We start from the raw sequence: 14,644 nt of genomic DNA, 5'->3' as shown, positions 1-14,644 counted from the left end.
ATTCCTGTTATGGGCAGACCCTCCTTGCAACCTCTGTTCCCGAGAAGGACCGCCCCGGCGGTATCGGCGCCGGGGCTATTGTCTCATCGCGCGACGGTCAAGGCCTCTGGCGCCTGCTTTTTGCGTTTCACCAACAGCTTGTTGAGCGCATTGACATAGGCATAGGCGGCGGCCACCAGCGTGTCGGTGTCCGAGCCCTTTCCCGTGACGGTGCGCCCGTTTTCCTCGAGCCGCACGCTGACCGTGGCCTGCGCATCCGTGCCTTCCGTGACCGCGTTGATCTGGAAGAGCTGCAGGGTGGCCGTGTGCGGATAAAGCTCATGAATGGCCTTGAAGATGGCGTCGACGGCGCCGTCGCCGCCGGTGCGCGCCGTCTTCTCCTCGCCCTCGATGACCAAGGTCAGCGTACAGGCAGGGGAAACACCAAGACCGGTCTCGACGCGAAGGGCCCTGACCGCGACGCTGTCATGGCCGCGCACGATCTCGTCGTCCACCAGGGCGACGATGTCCTCGTCGAAGACGTGTTTCTTCTTGTCGGCCAGTTCCTTGAAGCGCTTGAAGGCCTCGGCGAAGGCGTCGGCCTCGAGCTGGTAGCCCATGGCCTCCAGCTTGTCGCGGAAGGCGTGCCGGCCCGACAGCTTGCCCAGGACGAGCGAGGTCTCCTTCACCCCGACATCCTCGGGCCGCATGATCTCGTAGGTTTCCACGTTCTTCAGCATGCCGTCCTGGTGGATGCCCGATTCGTGGCTGAAGGCGTTCTTGCCGACGATCGCCTTGTTGTACTGGACCGGGAAACCCGTGACGTTGGAGACGAGCTTGGAGGCCCGGGCCAGCATCGGGGTCTTCACCCGCGTCTCATAGGGCATCAGGTCCTTACGAACCTTGAGCGCCATCACGATTTCTTCCAGCGCGGCGTTGCCGGCCCGCTCGCCGATGCCGTTGATGGTGCATTCGACCTGCCGCGCCCCCGCCAGCACGCCGGCCAGCGAGTTGGCCACCGCCAGGCCGAGATCGTTGTGGCAGTGGGTGGAGAAGACCACCTTGTCCGCGTTCGGCACGCGGTCGCGCAGCATCTTGATGATCTCGAAATATTCCTGGGGGGTCGAGTATCCCACAGTATCGGGCACATTTATGACCGTGGCACCGGAATGAATCGCGACTTCGACGGTTTTACACAGGAAGTCGGGAACGGTGCGCGTCGCGTCCTCCGCCGACCACTGCACGTCGTCGGTGAAGTTGCGCGCGCGGGTGACCGAGGCGCCGATCGCCTCCAGGACCGCATTCTCGCCCATCTGGAGCTTGTGCTTCATGTGGACGGGGCTGGTGGAGATGAAGGTGTGGATGCGCGGCCGTTTGGCGCCTTTCAGCGCCTCGCCCGCCGCGTCGATGTCCTTGATGCCGGCGCGCGCCAGGCCGCAGACGCTGGCGTTCTTGACGATCTTGGTGATTTCCTTGACCGCCTCGAAGTCGCCGGGCGAGGAGATCGGGAATCCCGCCTCGATGATGTCGACGCCCATCTCGTCGAGGAACTCGGCGATCTGGATTTTCTCTTCCAGGGTCATGGCGGCGCCGGGCGATTGCTCGCCGTCGCGCAGCGTGGTGTCGAAGATGTTGATCTTCGCAGGCTCGGCCGTCTGGGATTGGGTACGCATGGCAGTATAGTCCTTCCGTTCGCCGCAACAGCGGCTTCTGATGTCTCCTTTCGCTTTTCGTCCCCCAGTCGTGCGTCACGCGATGACCGCGCGCCGTCAGCGCCTAGGGGCAGCTAAGGAGAAGCAGAAGCGCCTGCGACGAACCGAGGGAAGGACGGGGCCTGCGCAGGGTGCACGCACGGACGCCGGCGGAAGTTCCGCCCATCGCGTCGTTGTGCGCCACCTTTGTCATAGCCTGTTCGCCGTTCCGCCCGCCGTGTTTACGGTTCGATAACTTGCCCGAATCGTGGTTAAGCGCTGGTAAAAGCTCTATTTTCGACACCGGACGAGCCGTTTTACGCTGAATGTTGCCGCGCATGCAAGCCTCGTTGCGCGCGCAGGAGGGATCGCGTTTTGATAGAATTGCAAGAAATTTCAAAAGCTTACGAGTCCAGTGCGGCGCCGTCGGTCCGCGCCCTCAGCTTTGCCGTGGCGAGCGGGGAATTTCTTGTCCTGATCGGCCAATCCGGCTCGGGCAAGACCACCACGCTCAACATGATCAACCGGCTGATCGAGCCCTCCGGCGGGCGCATCCTGGTCGACGGCGAGGACATCCTCGCGCTCGACGCGGTGAGCCTGCGCCGCCGCATGGGGTACGTCTTCCAGGGCGCCGGGCTCTTTCCCCACCTGACGGTGGCGGAGAACATCGCGGTGACGCCCAAGCTGCTGGGCTGGCCGCGCGAGGAGATCGCCGCGCGCGTCGACGAGCTGCTGCAGCTCATGCGCCTTCCGCCCGACGAATATCGCGGGCGCTTCCCGCGCGAGCTTTCCGGCGGCCAGCAGCAGCGCGTCGCGCTCGCCCGCGCGCTCGCGGCCCGGCCGAAGATCATGCTGATGGACGAGCCGTTCGGCGCGCTCGATCCGCTCATCCGCGACGATCTCGCCGACGATTATCGCCAGATCCACACGGCGCTCGGCCTGACCACGATCTTCGTGACCCACGACATGACCGAGGCGATGATGCTGGGCGACCGCATCGCGGTGATGCGCGAGGGCGCGCTGGTGCAGATCGGCACGCCGAACGAACTCATCGCCCGGCCCGCCGACGATTTCGTCAAGGCGCTGGTCGACACGCCGAAGAAGCGGGCGCGCAAGCTGGCGCAGGTATTGGCGGTCGGGCCGTGAACAGTTTCGACGAGGCCTGGGGCAACCTTCCCGATTTTTTGAGCTGGCATGTGCTGCTCAGCGTCAGCGCGCTGGCGCTCGGCCTTGTCGTCAGCCTGCCGCTCGCGATCCTGGCGACGCGGTCGCGCGTGCTGCGCGGCTCGGTGCTGGGGCTGGCGAGCATCGTCCAGACGATCCCCGGCCTCGCCCTGTTGGCGCTGTTCTATCCGCTGCTGCTGATCCTGTCGCGTTTCACGCTGGAGACCTTCGGTTTCGGCTTCCGCGCGCTGGGCTTCCTGCCGGCCCTGCTCGCGCTGGCGCTCTATTCGATGCTGCCGGTGCTGCGCAACACGATCACCGCGCTGGCCGGCATCGATCCGGCCGTGAAGATGGCGGCGCGCGGCGTCGGCATGACGCCCGGCCAGTCGCTGTTCCTGGTCGAGCTGCCGCTGGCGGCGCCGGTCATCATGGCCGGCATCCGCACCGCCGCCGTCTGGGTGATCGGCACCGCGACGCTCGCCACGCCCATCGGCCAGACCAGCCTGGGCAATTACATCTTCACCGGGCTGCAGACCGAGAACTGGGTGTTCGTGCTGTTCGGCGTGGTCTCGGCGGCGCTTCTCGCCATCGTGATCGATCGGCTGCTGGCGCTGGCGGAGGACGGGCTGGCATTGCGCTCGCGCGGCCGGGTCACTGCGGCCCTTGTCGGCATCGCCATCGTGATTGGCGCCAGCCTCTATCCGATGTTCGCCTCGAGCGCCGGCACCGTCGTCATCGGCGCCAAGAGCTTCGACGAGCAATACATCCTGGGCAACGTCATCGCCGACCGGCTCTCCGCCGCCGGCATCGCCACGACGCGGCGCGACGGGCTGGGCTCGACGGTGATCTTCCGCGCCCTGGCGGCGGGCGACCTCGACGTCTATGTCGACTATTCCGGCACGATCTGGGCGAGCGAGATGCACCGCGACGACGCGCCGGGTCGCGCGGCGGTGCTGGCGCAGATGACCGACTGGATGAAGAAGACCTATGGCATCCGCATGATGGGCGGGCTGGGTTTCGAGAACGCCTATGCCTTCGTCCTGCCGCGCGCCAAGGCCGATGCGCTGCATATCAACTCGCTGGCCGACCTCGCGGCCTATGCGCCGCGGATGAAGATCGGCGGCGATTTCGAGATCTTCTCGCGGCCCGAATGGCGCGCCGTGGTGAAGGCCTATGGCCTGAAATTCGCCGTCCAGCGGCAATACCAGGCGAACCTGATGTACCACGCGCTGGTGAGCGGCGATGTCGACGTGATCTCCGCCTTCTCCAGCGACGGCCGCATCGCGCAATACGACCTGAAGGTGCTCGCGGACCCCAAGGGTGCGCTGCCGCCCTATGACGCGATCCTGTTGGTCTCGCCGGCGCATGCCGAGGACACGCGGATGATTGACGCGCTGAGACCGCTGATCGGCTCCATCGATCTGGCGACCATGCAGCGCGCCAATCTGATGGTCGACCGCCCAGACGACAAGCAATCGCCGCAGCAGGCGGCCCGCTGGCTGGAAGGCCGGCTGCGGCGCTGACGCCCTACGGCACCACCCGACGGCTCGGGCCGAGATCGTTTTCTTCTTTCGCCTGGCGGCGCCGCGCGGGCGTGACGCAGACGACATCGCCGCCGAACGCCTCGCGCCAGACGAAACCGGATACGCAGGTATTGGGTCCATAGGCCCCGCCCGGCGCGCGGCGCGAATCCGCCAGCGCGTTCTCGGATGCCGCCTTGCCGCGCTCCGGCGGCGGCACGCAGACATGGTCGTTGGGCGCCGCGTCGCGCCACACGAAGCCGGACTTGCAGGTGTCGGGACCATAGGCGAGCACGCGATGGCTCGGCCCGGCCGCGTTCTGCACCTTGGCCTCGGTACGCTCGGCCGGCGTCACGCAAACCACATCGCCGCCGAACGCCTCGCGCCAGACATAGCCCGGCAGGCAGGTGTTGGGCCCGGAGGCGCCGCCGGTTGGGCTGAGATGGCTCGGCCCCGCCGCATTCTCCGCCGCCGCCTGCGCGCGGGCGGCCGGCGAGACGCAGACATGGTCGTTCGGCGCCGCGTCGCGCCAGACATAGCCGGAGGCGCACGTATCCGGTCCATAAGGCAGCGGATCGGCCTGTGCCGCGCCGCCAAACGTCAAACACGCCGCGAACATCGCGGCGGCTGCAAAAATCGATTTCATGGCAATCCCCCCAAGAGATTGCGAAAAGTTTAGTCTTGGATCGGGCGGTCCGCAATCGCGCCGGCGCGGACTGCTCCCCCGAATGAACCTCGCGGCCGCTACTGCGTCATTCGCTCCGCGGACCGCGCCACTTTCCGCTTTCCCGCGCGCGGGCAAAGTGGTTGTGTGCCGCCGCGCCCCGCCTGCCGGAGCGCTCGCCCGCGTTTTGCGCTCAACCAGCTTCGAGGCCTGCCGGATATGAAAATCCTGCCGCCCGTCTCGATCGAGGCACGCCGCCTCGTGCCCAGCAAGTGGGACGTGCTGGCCGCGATCCTGGTGCTCGGCTTCATCGTCCTGTTCGCCGATGCGAGCCGCGCCTTGGTCGAGCCCCTGACCTCGCTGGGCAGCAAGCCCCTGTCGCTCGATCCGTGGAATCTGCCCGGCTATGCGTTGCGCACCGCGCTGCGCATGCTGATCGCGCTCGCCGTCTCGCTGGTCTTCACGCTGACCTATGCGACCTGGGCGGCCAAGAGCCCGCGCGCCGGCAGCCTGCTCGTGCCGCTGCTCGACATCCTGCAATCGGTGCCGATCCTCGGTTTCATTTCCGTGACGGTGGTGTTCTTCCTGAGCCTGGCGCCCGGCCGCATCTTCGGCGCCGAGCTGGCCGCCGTGTTCGCGATCTTCACCAGCCAGGCCTGGAACATGGCGTTCAGCTTCTACCAGTCGCTGCGCACCGTGCCGGAGGAGATGACCGAGGCCGGCCGCATGTTCGGCCTCAACGGCTGGGCCCGGTTCTGGCGCATCGAGGTGCCGTTCGGCCTGCCGCCGCTGATCTGGAACATGATGATGTCGATGTCCGGCGGCTGGTTCTTCGTCGTCGCGGCCGAGGCGATCAGCGTCGGCCACACCACCTTCATCCTGCCCGGGATCGGCTCCTATATCGCCAGCGCCATCGCGCAGCAGAACCTGACCGCCATCGCCTGGGCGATCGGCGCGATGCTGGTGGTGATCCTGGTCTACGACCAGCTCCTGTTCCGGCCCCTGGTCGCCTGGGCCGACAAATTCCGCATCGACAACGAGGACAGCGAGGACTTCCCCGAATCCTGGGTGCTCGACGTGATCCGCCGCTCCGATTTCATGGACTGGGTGGCGGCGCCGTTCCACGCCTTCATGGCCTGGACCTACCGGCTGACGCCGCCGGCCCGCGGCCGCGCCGGCATCCTGCGCGACACGGTGCCGTCGCGCGCCGGCGATGTCGTGTGGTGGGTATTCCTCGGCGTGCTCGCGGTCTATGCGCTCTATCATATCTGGCTGATGCTTGGCGGCACGCTAAGCTGGGGCGATATCGGCACGTCCTTCGGGCTCGGCGCCATCACGATGTTCCGGGTCACGATCCTGATCGCGCTGGCCAGCGTGATCTGGACGCCGATCGGGGTCTATGTCGGCCTGCGCCCACATCTTGCGCATGTCATCCAGCCGGTGGCGCAGTTCCTGGCGGCGTTCCCGGCGAATCTCGTCTTCCCGGTCGCGGTGTTCGTCATCGTGCGCTATGCGCTCAATCCCGACATCGCGCTGTCGCCGCTGATGGTCCTGGGCACGCAGTGGTACATCCTGTTCAACGTCATCGCCGGCGCCTCGGCGATCCCGCGCGAGCTGCGCGACGCGGGCACCAATCTGCAGGTGAAGGGCTGGCTGTGGTGGCGCAAGGTCGCGCTGCCCGGCGTGTTCCCCTATTACGTGACCGGCGCGATCACCGCCTCGGGCGGCTCGTGGAACGCCGCCATCGTCGCCGAGGTCGCGACCTGGGGCACCCACACGGTGCGCGCCCATGGGCTGGGCGCCTATATCGCCGACGCCACCCAGGCCGGTAATTTCCACCGCATCGTTCTGGGCATCGCGACGATGAGCTTCTATGTCGTGGTGGTGAATCGGCTGTTCTGGCGCCCGCTCTACTGGTTCGCCGAGCGGCGCTATCGTCTGACGTGAGGTGAGAGATGACCGACGACCTTCTCCTCGACGTGCACAATGTGCGGCGCTCCTTCCCCAGGCCCGGCGGCGGCGAGTTGCTCGTGCTCGAAGGCGTCGAGCTTTCGCTCAAGCAGGGCGAGATCGTCGGCCTGCTCGGCCGCTCCGGCTCGGGCAAGTCGACCTTCCTGCGCCTGATCGCGGGCCTCGCCCAGCCGCAGGGCGGCACGCTGACCTATCTCGGCCATCCGATCGACGGGCCGGCGAACGGCATCGCCATGGTGTTCCAGAGCTTCGCGCTGTTTCCCTGGCTGACCGTGCTGGAGAACGTGCAGCTCGGCCTCGAAGCCTTGCGCATACCGGCGGGCGAGATCCGCACCCGCGCGCTGGCCGCCATCGACCTGATCGGCCTGGACGGCTACGAGAACGCCTATCCGCGCGAGCTTTCCGGCGGCATGCGCCAGCGCGTCGGCTTCGCCCGCGCCATGGTGGTGCATCCCAACATCCTCCTGCTCGACGAGCCGTTCAGCGCCCTCGACGTGCTGACCGCGGAGAATTTGCGCACCGACCTCTTGGAGCTGTGGGGCGAGGGCCGCCTGCCGATCAAGGGCATGATCCTGGTGACGCACAATATCGAGGAGGCGGTCCTGATGTGCGACCGCGTGCTCCTGTTCTCGACCAATCCCGGCCGCATCGCCGGCGAGATCAAAATCGACATCCCACGCCCGCGCGACCGCACCGACCCGCGCTTCGAGCACTATGTCGACCAGATCTATACCGAGATGACGGCGCGGCAGCGCAGTTCGCGGTCGAGCGGCGGCGCCGGGCTGGGCACGCTGATGACCCATGTTTCGCCGAACCTGATATCCGGCCTGATCGAGGCGGTGGCGGCGGCGCCCTATAACGGCAAGGCCGATTTGGCGGAGATCGCGTCCGACCTTCAGCTCGAGATCGACGAGCTGTTCCCCATCGCCGAGGCGCTGCAATTGATGCGGCTGGGCGAGATGGAAGGCGGCGAGCTGAAGCTCACCCATATGGGCAAGCGCTTCGCCGATGCCGAGCTCAACGAGCGCAAGGAGATATTCTCCCGCGCCCTGATGAGCCAGGTGCCGCTCGCCGCCCTGATCCGCCGCGTGCTGGACGAGCGCGCCAGCCACACCGCGCCCCGGCGCCGCTTCGTCGACGAGCTCGAAGACCACATGACGGAGGAGGCGGCGGAGGAGACGCTGCGCACCGTGGTGAGCTGGGCCCGTTTCGGCGAGCTGTTCTCTTACGACGACGAGAGCGAGATGTTCGGGTTGGAGAATCCGACCTGACGTCTCTCTCGCCCCCCACGCAGTGGGGAGAGGGTTCATAAGTGGAAGCCATACGCCTTCAGCGTCCGCAGCGCGTCGAGCGTCCGTACCCCCCGCCATTCGATCTCGACGCCCGGGCTGATCGGGTCCCAGGAGATTGGCCAGCCGCCGTCGTCCTTCTGCTTCGCCGCCAGCGCCTTCAAGTGCGTTCCGATAAGCGCATCGGAAAACAGCCTGCGGCAAGGGCTGTCCGGCGAAGGCGCCCATTCGAGCGGCATGTGCACATAGCCGGACGCATCGGGATCGTGCTCGACCGCACCCGGTGCCGCGATGCGGCCGAGGACGTCGCGCGTCGCGACCTCCGCCCGCGCGCGATCCGGCGCATGTTCGAGGAAGGCCAGCACCGGCATCAATTCGTGGAATTCCGTCCGGTGGATTTTCGCAATCGCCTCCCAGCAGAACGCGACGGCCGGCGCAATCCAGTCATGCTCGACGCGGTGCTTCAGCAGAACGCCGAGAAGGGCAGCCGTCGGATTCAAATTCGCCGGCGGATCGGCTTCGCAATCCCACCAGGGCACGTGCGGAAAACTGTTCACGGAAGGCAGCGCAAAGGGCACTCCGCCTTCTGCTGTCGATACCTTCGCCAGAAAATCGCAGGCGCCGAGCGCCAATTGCCGGTCGAAGGCGCCGGCCGAATCCATCGTCTCCAGCGCGCATTGCACGTCGACCGGCTGGCTCGCGGGATCGCGCTTGTCGGGCTCCAGGCCCACGCCGAAGCCGCCGTCATCGTTGCGATAGGCCGCCAGCGCGGTGACGACCGCGGAGGCCGGTCCGCCCTCGAATTCCGCCGCAAAACGCCGCCGCTCCAGCAGCCGCGCATTGCGCAGGATGAAACCCCGAGCCCCGGCCAGCATGCCGCCCTCCATCGTTAAAAGAACAAATAGAGAACAATAGACTCGGCGTCAAGCCGGCCGATACGGCGACAGATCCATTTCCGGATATCGTGTCTGCACATCGGCGAGCGTCTGCGCGTTCCAGTAGTCGCTGCCGGCGGGCGGCCAGCCGAACAGGTCGCGCTGGCGCGGCGACATCTTCGTCATCGCCTCGTCCCACGTCTTCTTCTCCGAATGATCGGGCCAGGCGAGCTTGCCCTGCCAGCGCCATTCGCGCGTCTTGAAGTCGGTGAGGATCGCGAAACGCGCGCGCTCCGGCGCGGCGAAGTTCGAGCCGCGATGGAAGACGTCGGTCTTGTAGACCATCAGGCTGCCGGCCGGCCCCTCGATCGAGACTTCCTTGTCGAAATAGGTGCCGAACGTCGTCTGCGCCTGGCCGATCGGCACGTCGCGCGTTTCGGACAGCGGCACGACCTTGGTCGGCCCGTCCCCGGGTCCGACATCCGACAACAGGATGAACGTCGTCATCTGCGCGTTGCGGCCGTCGGCGCGCGGCACGACGATGGTGTGGTTGCGATAGTCGCGGTGATGATACTGATCGTAATTCACCGCGCCGGAATATTTCGCCCAGAGCTCCGCCTTGTAGAGATCGATCTCCTTGGTCCGCAGGAACCGTTCCGCCGCGTCGATCAGGTCGGGGTAGACGGAGAGCCGGCTCAGCTCCCAGCGGTCGAACGGAAAGCGCTGGATGCCGGCAAATTGCGACTTGGCATATTGGGGATATTTGTCGGGGTTCGCGAAATACTCTTCGGGCGGCGGATGGATCGTCCACAGCGCCTCGCGCGCAGCGGCGAGCGCGTCGGCGTCGATGAAGTTCTCCACCACGGTGAAGCCGCGATCCCAGATCTCGGCGAGATTCTTGTCCGGTACGCGCATGCTTCCTGCCCTGTGTTCCGGTTGCGCAAAAACATTTCAATCATATCCGCCCGATTTTGAACACATCAAGTTCGGCTTCGCGCCGCAAACGATGCGTTGTCATGGGGTCGAACGGGGCATCCACCAAAACAGCGCGGAGGACGCCAATGCCCGACTATGAGATTCGCCTGTACCATTCCGACGGCTCGCTCGCCCTCGTCCATGTCTGCCATCACGACGGCGACGATGCCGCCGACGCGCATGCGCGCCGTCTGCTGCACGATATGGCGCGCTATGAAATCCGCCGCGCCGGCGAGCCGGCGGCCGACGGGTGACGCATCGCGCCTCTTCGTCGCGCGCCGGGACGAAGAGGCGTCCTTCGTCCGGCGGTCAGTTCTTGGAGACATCCACCAGCTTGTTCTTCGCGATCCAGGGCATCATGGCGCGCAGCTTGGCGCCGACGTCCTCGATCGGATGCGCCGCGCCGCGGGCGCGCGTCGCCTTGAAGCTCGCCTGGCCGGCCTTGTTCTCGAGCACCCAGTCGCGGGCGAATTTTCCGGTCTGGATGTCGTCGAGCACGCGCTTCATTTCCTTCTTGGTCTCCGCCGTGATGATGCGCGGGCCGGTGACGTATTCGCCGTACTCCGCCGTGTTGGAGATCGAGTAGTTCATGTTGGCGATGCCGCCCTCATAGATCAGGTCGACGATCAGCTTCACCTCGTGCAGGCATTCGAAATAGGCCATCTCCGGCGCATAGCCCGCCTCGACCAGCGTCTCGAAGCCGGCGCGGATCAGCTCGACCAGCCCGCCGCAGAGGACCGACTGCTCGCCGAACAGATCGGTCTCGCATTCCTCGCGGAAGCTGGTCTCGATCACGCCGGCGCGGCCGCCGCCGATGGCGGAGGCATAGGCGAGGCCGAGGTCGTGCGCGTTGCCGCTGGCGTCCTGGTGGATCGCGATCAGGCAGGGCACGCCGCCGCCCTTCTGGTATTCGCTGCGCACCGTGTGGCCGGGGCCCTTGGGCGCGACCATCAGCACGTCGAGATCGGCGCGCGGCTCGATCAGGCGGAAATGCACGTTGAAGCCGTGCGCGAAAAGCAGCGCCGCGCCGTGCTTCATGTTCTTTTCCAGGTCGTGCTTGTAGATGTCGGCCTGCAGCTCGTCGGGCGTGACCATCATCATCACATCGGCCCATTTGGCCGCGTCGGCGACGGTCATCGTCTTGAAGCCGGCGGCTTCCGCCTTCTTCGCGCTGGCGCCGGGGCGGGCCGCGATCACGACCTCTTTCACGCCCGAATCGCGCATGTTGAGCGCATGGGCATGGCCCTGACTGCCGAAGCCGATGACGGCGACTTTCTTGTTCTTGATGAAGTTCAGATCGGCATCCCGATCGTAATAGACGCGCATGACGTGTTCCTCTGGTTCAATCGAGTGACTGTTCGAGCCCTTGCTTCAACTCGGGCACTTTTTCGGACGCGATGGCGAGATAGGCGTCGGCGAGATCGCGCAGCGGCTTCAGCGCGACGCAATGCGAGACCGCGAACTTGACCAGCGTGTTCAGATTGGTCTCGGCAACGATGTAGTTCGGCGTCCGGCACGGCGCGAAGGTCGGCGCGTCGGCGATCGGGCCGAGGCTTCCCCACACGGCGGCGCCGGCATCGCGCAGCGTGGCGCGCTCGGCCTCGGTGAGATCGATGGTGCGGTCGACATCGAGCTTGCCGCCCGCGAGGCGGCGCACGGTCAGCTTGGCGCCGATGGCGCGCAGCGACAGCGCCGGCTGGCCCGCCGGAATCAGGATCACCCGCGCGACGGGGCCGCCGGTGTCGCGCCAGGCATCGGGCAGATCGGCCTCGTTCAGCGCGGCGCGGGTATCGCAGATCGCCTTGCGATCAACGGCCGCGACGGGCGAGTCCGCGCCGCACAGCATGGCCACTTTCGGCTGCGGCGCTGCTGGCGGCGGCGCGGGCGGCAGATTGTGGGAACAGGCGGAGAGAAGGATGCTCGCGACCGCAAAAACAAACGGTGTCATGGCCCGCGAATGCGGGCCATCCAGTTGGAATTGGTATCCTCTATCCACGGAAGGAACGGACTTCACCTGGATGGCCCGCATTCGCGGGCCATGACAATTCAGGAGAGACCGAAAACACCTCACATCGCCTCCGGGCCGCGACTAATCGCGGCGACGCCGGTGCGGCTGACGTCCACCAAACCCAAGGGTCGCATCAAATCGATGAACTGGTCGATCTTGAACGGCGCGCCGGTGATCTCGAACACGAAGCTGGAATGCGTCGTGTCCACGACATGGGCGCGGAAGATTTCGCCGATGCGCATCGCCTCGACGCGGCGCTCGCCCGTGCCGGCGACCTTCACCAGCGCCATCTCGCGCTCGATCCCCGGCGCCGAGGTCGTCCAGTTGACGACGCGGTGCACCGGCACCAGCCGGCGCAATTGCGCCTCGATCTGCTCGATCACCTCGGGCGTCCCGGAAGTCACCACCGTGATCCGCGAGGTGTGCGCGGCGTGATCGACCTCCGCGACGGTCAGCGATTCGATGTTGTAGCCGCGGCCGGAGAACAGCCCGACCACGCGGGCGAGCACGCCCGCCTCGTTGTCGACGAGCACGGCGATGGTGTGGCGTTCGACGCGGGGTTGCTTGGCCGAGGCGCTCAAACCAGCATCTTCCCTTCGTCGGAGACGCGCGTCCCCTCCTCTTCGGAGTCGCACAGGATCATCGCGTTGTGCGCCGCGCCGGACGGGATCATCGGATAGCAATTCTCCTTGGGGTCCACCCGCACGTCGAACAGCACGGGGCGGCGCACGTCGATCATTTCCAGGATCTTGGCGTCCAGCTCGTCCGGCGTGTCGGCGCGCAGGCCGACACCGCCATAGGCCTCCGCCAGCTTCACGAAATCCGGCAGCGCCTCGGAATAGGAATGGGAATAGCGCCCGCCATGCAGCAATTGCTGCCACTGGCGCACCATGCCCATATACTGGTTGTTCAGGATGAAGATCTTGATCGGCAGGTCGTACTGCACCGCCGTCGACATCTCCTGCATCGTCATCTGGACGCTGGCCTCGCCCGCGATGTCGATGACGAGCGCGTCCGGATGGGCGATCTGCACCCCGACCGCGGCGGGAAGGCCATAGCCCATCGTGCCCAGGCCGCCCGAGGTCATCCAGCGGTTCGGTTCCTCGAACTTGAAGCGCTGCGCCGCCCACATCTGGTGCTGGCCGACCTCGGTCGTGACATAGACGTCGCGGCCGCGCGTCAGCGCATAAAGCCGGTCGATGGCGTATTGCGGCTTGATCAGCGTGGCGGAGTTCTTGAAGTCGAGCGACTTCTTCTCGCGCCAGGCGTCGATCTCGGCCCACCATTCCTTGAGCGCCGCCCGGTCCACCTTCTTCTTCTGTGTTTTCCAGAAATGCAGCATCTCGCGCAGTGCCTTCGTCGCGTCGGCGACGATCGGCACGTCGACGCGGACATTCTTGTTGATCTGCGCCGCGTCGATGTCGAGATGGATCTTCTTGGACTCCGGCGAGAACAGGTCGATCTTGCCCGTCACCCGGTCGTCGAACCGCGCGCCCAGGCAGATCATCACGTCGCAATCGTGCATCGCGTTGTTGGACTCATAGGTCCCGTGCATGCCGACAAGGCCCAGCCATTGCGGATCGGTCGCCGGGAACGCGCCCAGCCCCATCAGCGTCGAGGTGATCGGAAAGCCGGTGAGCTTGACGAGTTCGCGCAAAAGCTTGGACGCCTCCGGCCCCGAATTGACGATGCCGCCGCCGGTGTAGAACAAGGGCTTCTTCGCGTTCGCCATCAGGTCGATCGCCTTGACGATCGCCGACAGCTCCGGCTCGGTGCGTGGCTTGTAGGTGCGGTGGCGCACCGAATCGGGCGAGAGATACGGCCCCTTCTTGAACTGCACGTCCTTGGGGATGTCGACCACGACCGGGCCGGGCCGCCCCGTGGTGGCGATCTGGAAGGCCTCGTGCATCACGCGGGAAAGATCGTTCACGTCCTTCACCAGCCAATTGTGCTTGGTGCAGGCGCGGGTGATGCCGATCGTGTCGGCTTCCTGGAAGGCGTCGGTGCCGATCAGATGCGTCGCGACCTGTCCGGTCAAGACGACGAGCGGAATGGAATCCATCAGCGCGTCGGTCAGCCCCGTCACCGCGTTGGTGGCGCCCGGGCCACTGGTCACCAGTACCACGCCGGGCTTGCCGGTGGAGCGGGCATAGCCTTCGGCCGCGTGCACCGCGCCCTGCTCGTGCCGCACCAGGATGTGGGTGATGCCCTCCGCCGCGAACAGCGCGTCGTAGATCGGAAGCACCGCGCCGCCGGGATAGCCGAAGATGTGCGTGACGCCCTGATCCTTCAGCGCGCGGATCACGATCTCGGCGCCGGAAAGCTCAATCGCGCCGTCCCGTGTCGGGTGTCCCGTGAGTGCGTTGCCGTCCTTGTCCATCGTCGTCGTCCAAAAGAGAAAAGAGGGGCACAAAAGATTAAGGGGCGTTTCCGCCCCTTCGAACACAGCCGCGTGCCGGAGAAACGGGCCTATCCCCGTCCGGTCGGCGGCTGTCCAATAAGTACGAG

General features: G+C 66.1%; 13 protein-coding genes. 5 read left to right on the top strand and 8 right to left on the bottom strand.

Features of this window, described 5'->3' with window-relative positions; all coding sequences use genetic code 11:
• Window positions 1–83: 83 nt before the first annotated feature.
• Window positions 84–1,652: a 2-isopropylmalate synthase gene (locus WDM86_14435; protein ID MEI9991230.1), complete on the bottom strand. Its 1,569-nt coding sequence runs from the start codon at window positions 1,650–1,652 to the stop codon at window positions 84–86.
• Window positions 1,653–2,045: 393 nt separating this feature from the next.
• Between WDM86_14435 and WDM86_14430 the strand changes: the two genes are divergently transcribed.
• Window positions 2,046–2,816, top strand: a complete 771-nt coding sequence (locus tag WDM86_14430) for an ATP-binding cassette domain-containing protein (protein MEI9991229.1) — start codon at window positions 2,046–2,048, stop codon at window positions 2,814–2,816.
• A complete protein-coding gene (locus WDM86_14425; protein MEI9991228.1) occupies window positions 2,813–4,357 on the top strand; it encodes an ABC transporter permease/substrate-binding protein in 1,545 nt (514 codons plus the stop codon). The genes WDM86_14430 and WDM86_14425 overlap by 4 nt, the downstream gene beginning before the upstream one ends.
• A 4-nt stretch (window positions 4,358–4,361) precedes the next feature.
• Here the strand turns inward: WDM86_14425 and WDM86_14420 are convergent, their stop codons facing one another.
• The gene (locus tag WDM86_14420; protein ID MEI9991227.1) at window positions 4,362–5,000 is read right to left on the bottom strand and encodes a hypothetical protein; all 639 of its coding nucleotides are present in this window, start codon (window positions 4,998–5,000) and stop codon (window positions 4,362–4,364) included.
• A gap of 237 nt (window positions 5,001–5,237) precedes the next feature.
• Between WDM86_14420 and WDM86_14415 the strand changes: the two genes are divergently transcribed.
• On the top strand, window positions 5,238–6,965 hold the full coding sequence (locus WDM86_14415; GenBank protein MEI9991226.1) for an ABC transporter permease subunit: 1,728 nt from the start codon (window positions 5,238–5,240) through the stop codon (window positions 6,963–6,965).
• Window positions 6,966–6,973: 8 nt separating this feature from the next.
• Window positions 6,974–8,260 (top strand): nitrate/sulfonate/bicarbonate ABC transporter ATP-binding protein, encoded by a 1,287-nt coding sequence (locus WDM86_14410; GenBank protein ID MEI9991225.1) that lies wholly within the window; start codon window positions 6,974–6,976, stop codon window positions 8,258–8,260.
• Between the two features lie 35 nt (window positions 8,261–8,295).
• Here WDM86_14410 and WDM86_14405 read toward each other — a convergent pair whose 3' ends face one another.
• Entirely contained in the window at window positions 8,296–9,153 is an 858-nt protein-coding gene (locus WDM86_14405) for a hypothetical protein (GenBank protein MEI9991224.1), read from the bottom strand.
• A gap of 48 nt (window positions 9,154–9,201) precedes the next feature.
• The gene (locus tag WDM86_14400; GenBank protein MEI9991223.1) at window positions 9,202–10,068 is read right to left on the bottom strand and encodes a phytanoyl-CoA dioxygenase family protein; all 867 of its coding nucleotides are present in this window, start codon (window positions 10,066–10,068) and stop codon (window positions 9,202–9,204) included.
• Between the two features lie 146 nt (window positions 10,069–10,214).
• Here WDM86_14400 and WDM86_14395 point away from each other — a divergent pair, with 146 nt between their 5' ends.
• The gene (locus WDM86_14395; GenBank protein ID MEI9991222.1) at window positions 10,215–10,382 is read left to right on the top strand and encodes a hypothetical protein; all 168 of its coding nucleotides are present in this window, start codon (window positions 10,215–10,217) and stop codon (window positions 10,380–10,382) included.
• Window positions 10,383–10,437: 55 nt separating this feature from the next.
• Here the strand turns inward: WDM86_14395 and ilvC are convergent, their stop codons facing one another.
• The 4 genes from ilvC to WDM86_14375 form a co-directional block, all read right to left on the bottom strand.
• Complete coding sequence (gene ilvC / locus WDM86_14390; protein ID MEI9991221.1) at window positions 10,438–11,454, bottom strand: ketol-acid reductoisomerase; 1,017 nt, start codon at window positions 11,452–11,454, stop codon at window positions 10,438–10,440.
• A 16-nt stretch (window positions 11,455–11,470) separates the two neighbouring features.
• Entirely contained in the window at window positions 11,471–12,076 is a 606-nt protein-coding gene (locus WDM86_14385; protein MEI9991220.1) for a hypothetical protein, read from the bottom strand.
• 119 nt (window positions 12,077–12,195) lie between these two features.
• Entirely contained in the window at window positions 12,196–12,717 is a 522-nt protein-coding gene (gene ilvN / locus WDM86_14380) for an acetolactate synthase small subunit (protein ID MEI9991219.1), read from the bottom strand.
• Entirely contained in the window at window positions 12,714–14,516 is a 1,803-nt protein-coding gene (locus WDM86_14375) for an acetolactate synthase 3 large subunit (GenBank protein MEI9991218.1), read from the bottom strand. Before WDM86_14375 ends, ilvN begins: the two co-directional genes overlap by 4 nt.
• Window positions 14,517–14,644: the final 128 nt, after the last annotated feature.

Origin of the sequence: Rhizomicrobium sp. (genome assembly GCA_037200045.1) — a bacterium.
Lineage (GTDB): Bacteria > Pseudomonadota > Alphaproteobacteria > Micropepsales > Micropepsaceae > Rhizomicrobium.
The sequence above is the reverse complement of the archived record's forward strand: the minus strand, read 5'-3'. Positions and strand labels throughout refer to the sequence as shown.

Coding starts and splice junctions, on each gene's coding strand:
- WDM86_14415 (MEI9991226.1), top strand. CDS start 5,238: ATGAAAATCCTGCCGCCCGTCTCGATCGAGGCACGCCGCCTCGTGCCC.
- ilvC (MEI9991221.1), bottom strand. CDS start 11,454: ATGCGCGTCTATTACGATCGGGATGCCGATCTGAACTTCATCAAGAAC.
- WDM86_14410 (MEI9991225.1), top strand. CDS start 6,974: ATGACCGACGACCTTCTCCTCGACGTGCACAATGTGCGGCGCTCCTTC.
- WDM86_14405 (MEI9991224.1), bottom strand. CDS start 9,153: ATGCTGGCCGGGGCTCGGGGTTTCATCCTGCGCAATGCGCGGCTGCTG.
- WDM86_14420 (MEI9991227.1), bottom strand. CDS start 5,000: ATGAAATCGATTTTTGCAGCCGCCGCGATGTTCGCGGCGTGTTTGACG.
- WDM86_14375 (MEI9991218.1), bottom strand. CDS start 14,516: ATGGACAAGGACGGCAACGCACTCACGGGACACCCGACACGGGACGGC.
- WDM86_14385 (MEI9991220.1), bottom strand. CDS start 12,076: ATGACACCGTTTGTTTTTGCGGTCGCGAGCATCCTTCTCTCCGCCTGT.
- WDM86_14400 (MEI9991223.1), bottom strand. CDS start 10,068: ATGCGCGTACCGGACAAGAATCTCGCCGAGATCTGGGATCGCGGCTTC.
- WDM86_14395 (MEI9991222.1), top strand. CDS start 10,215: ATGCCCGACTATGAGATTCGCCTGTACCATTCCGACGGCTCGCTCGCC.
- WDM86_14435 (MEI9991230.1), bottom strand. CDS start 1,652: ATGCGTACCCAATCCCAGACGGCCGAGCCTGCGAAGATCAACATCTTC.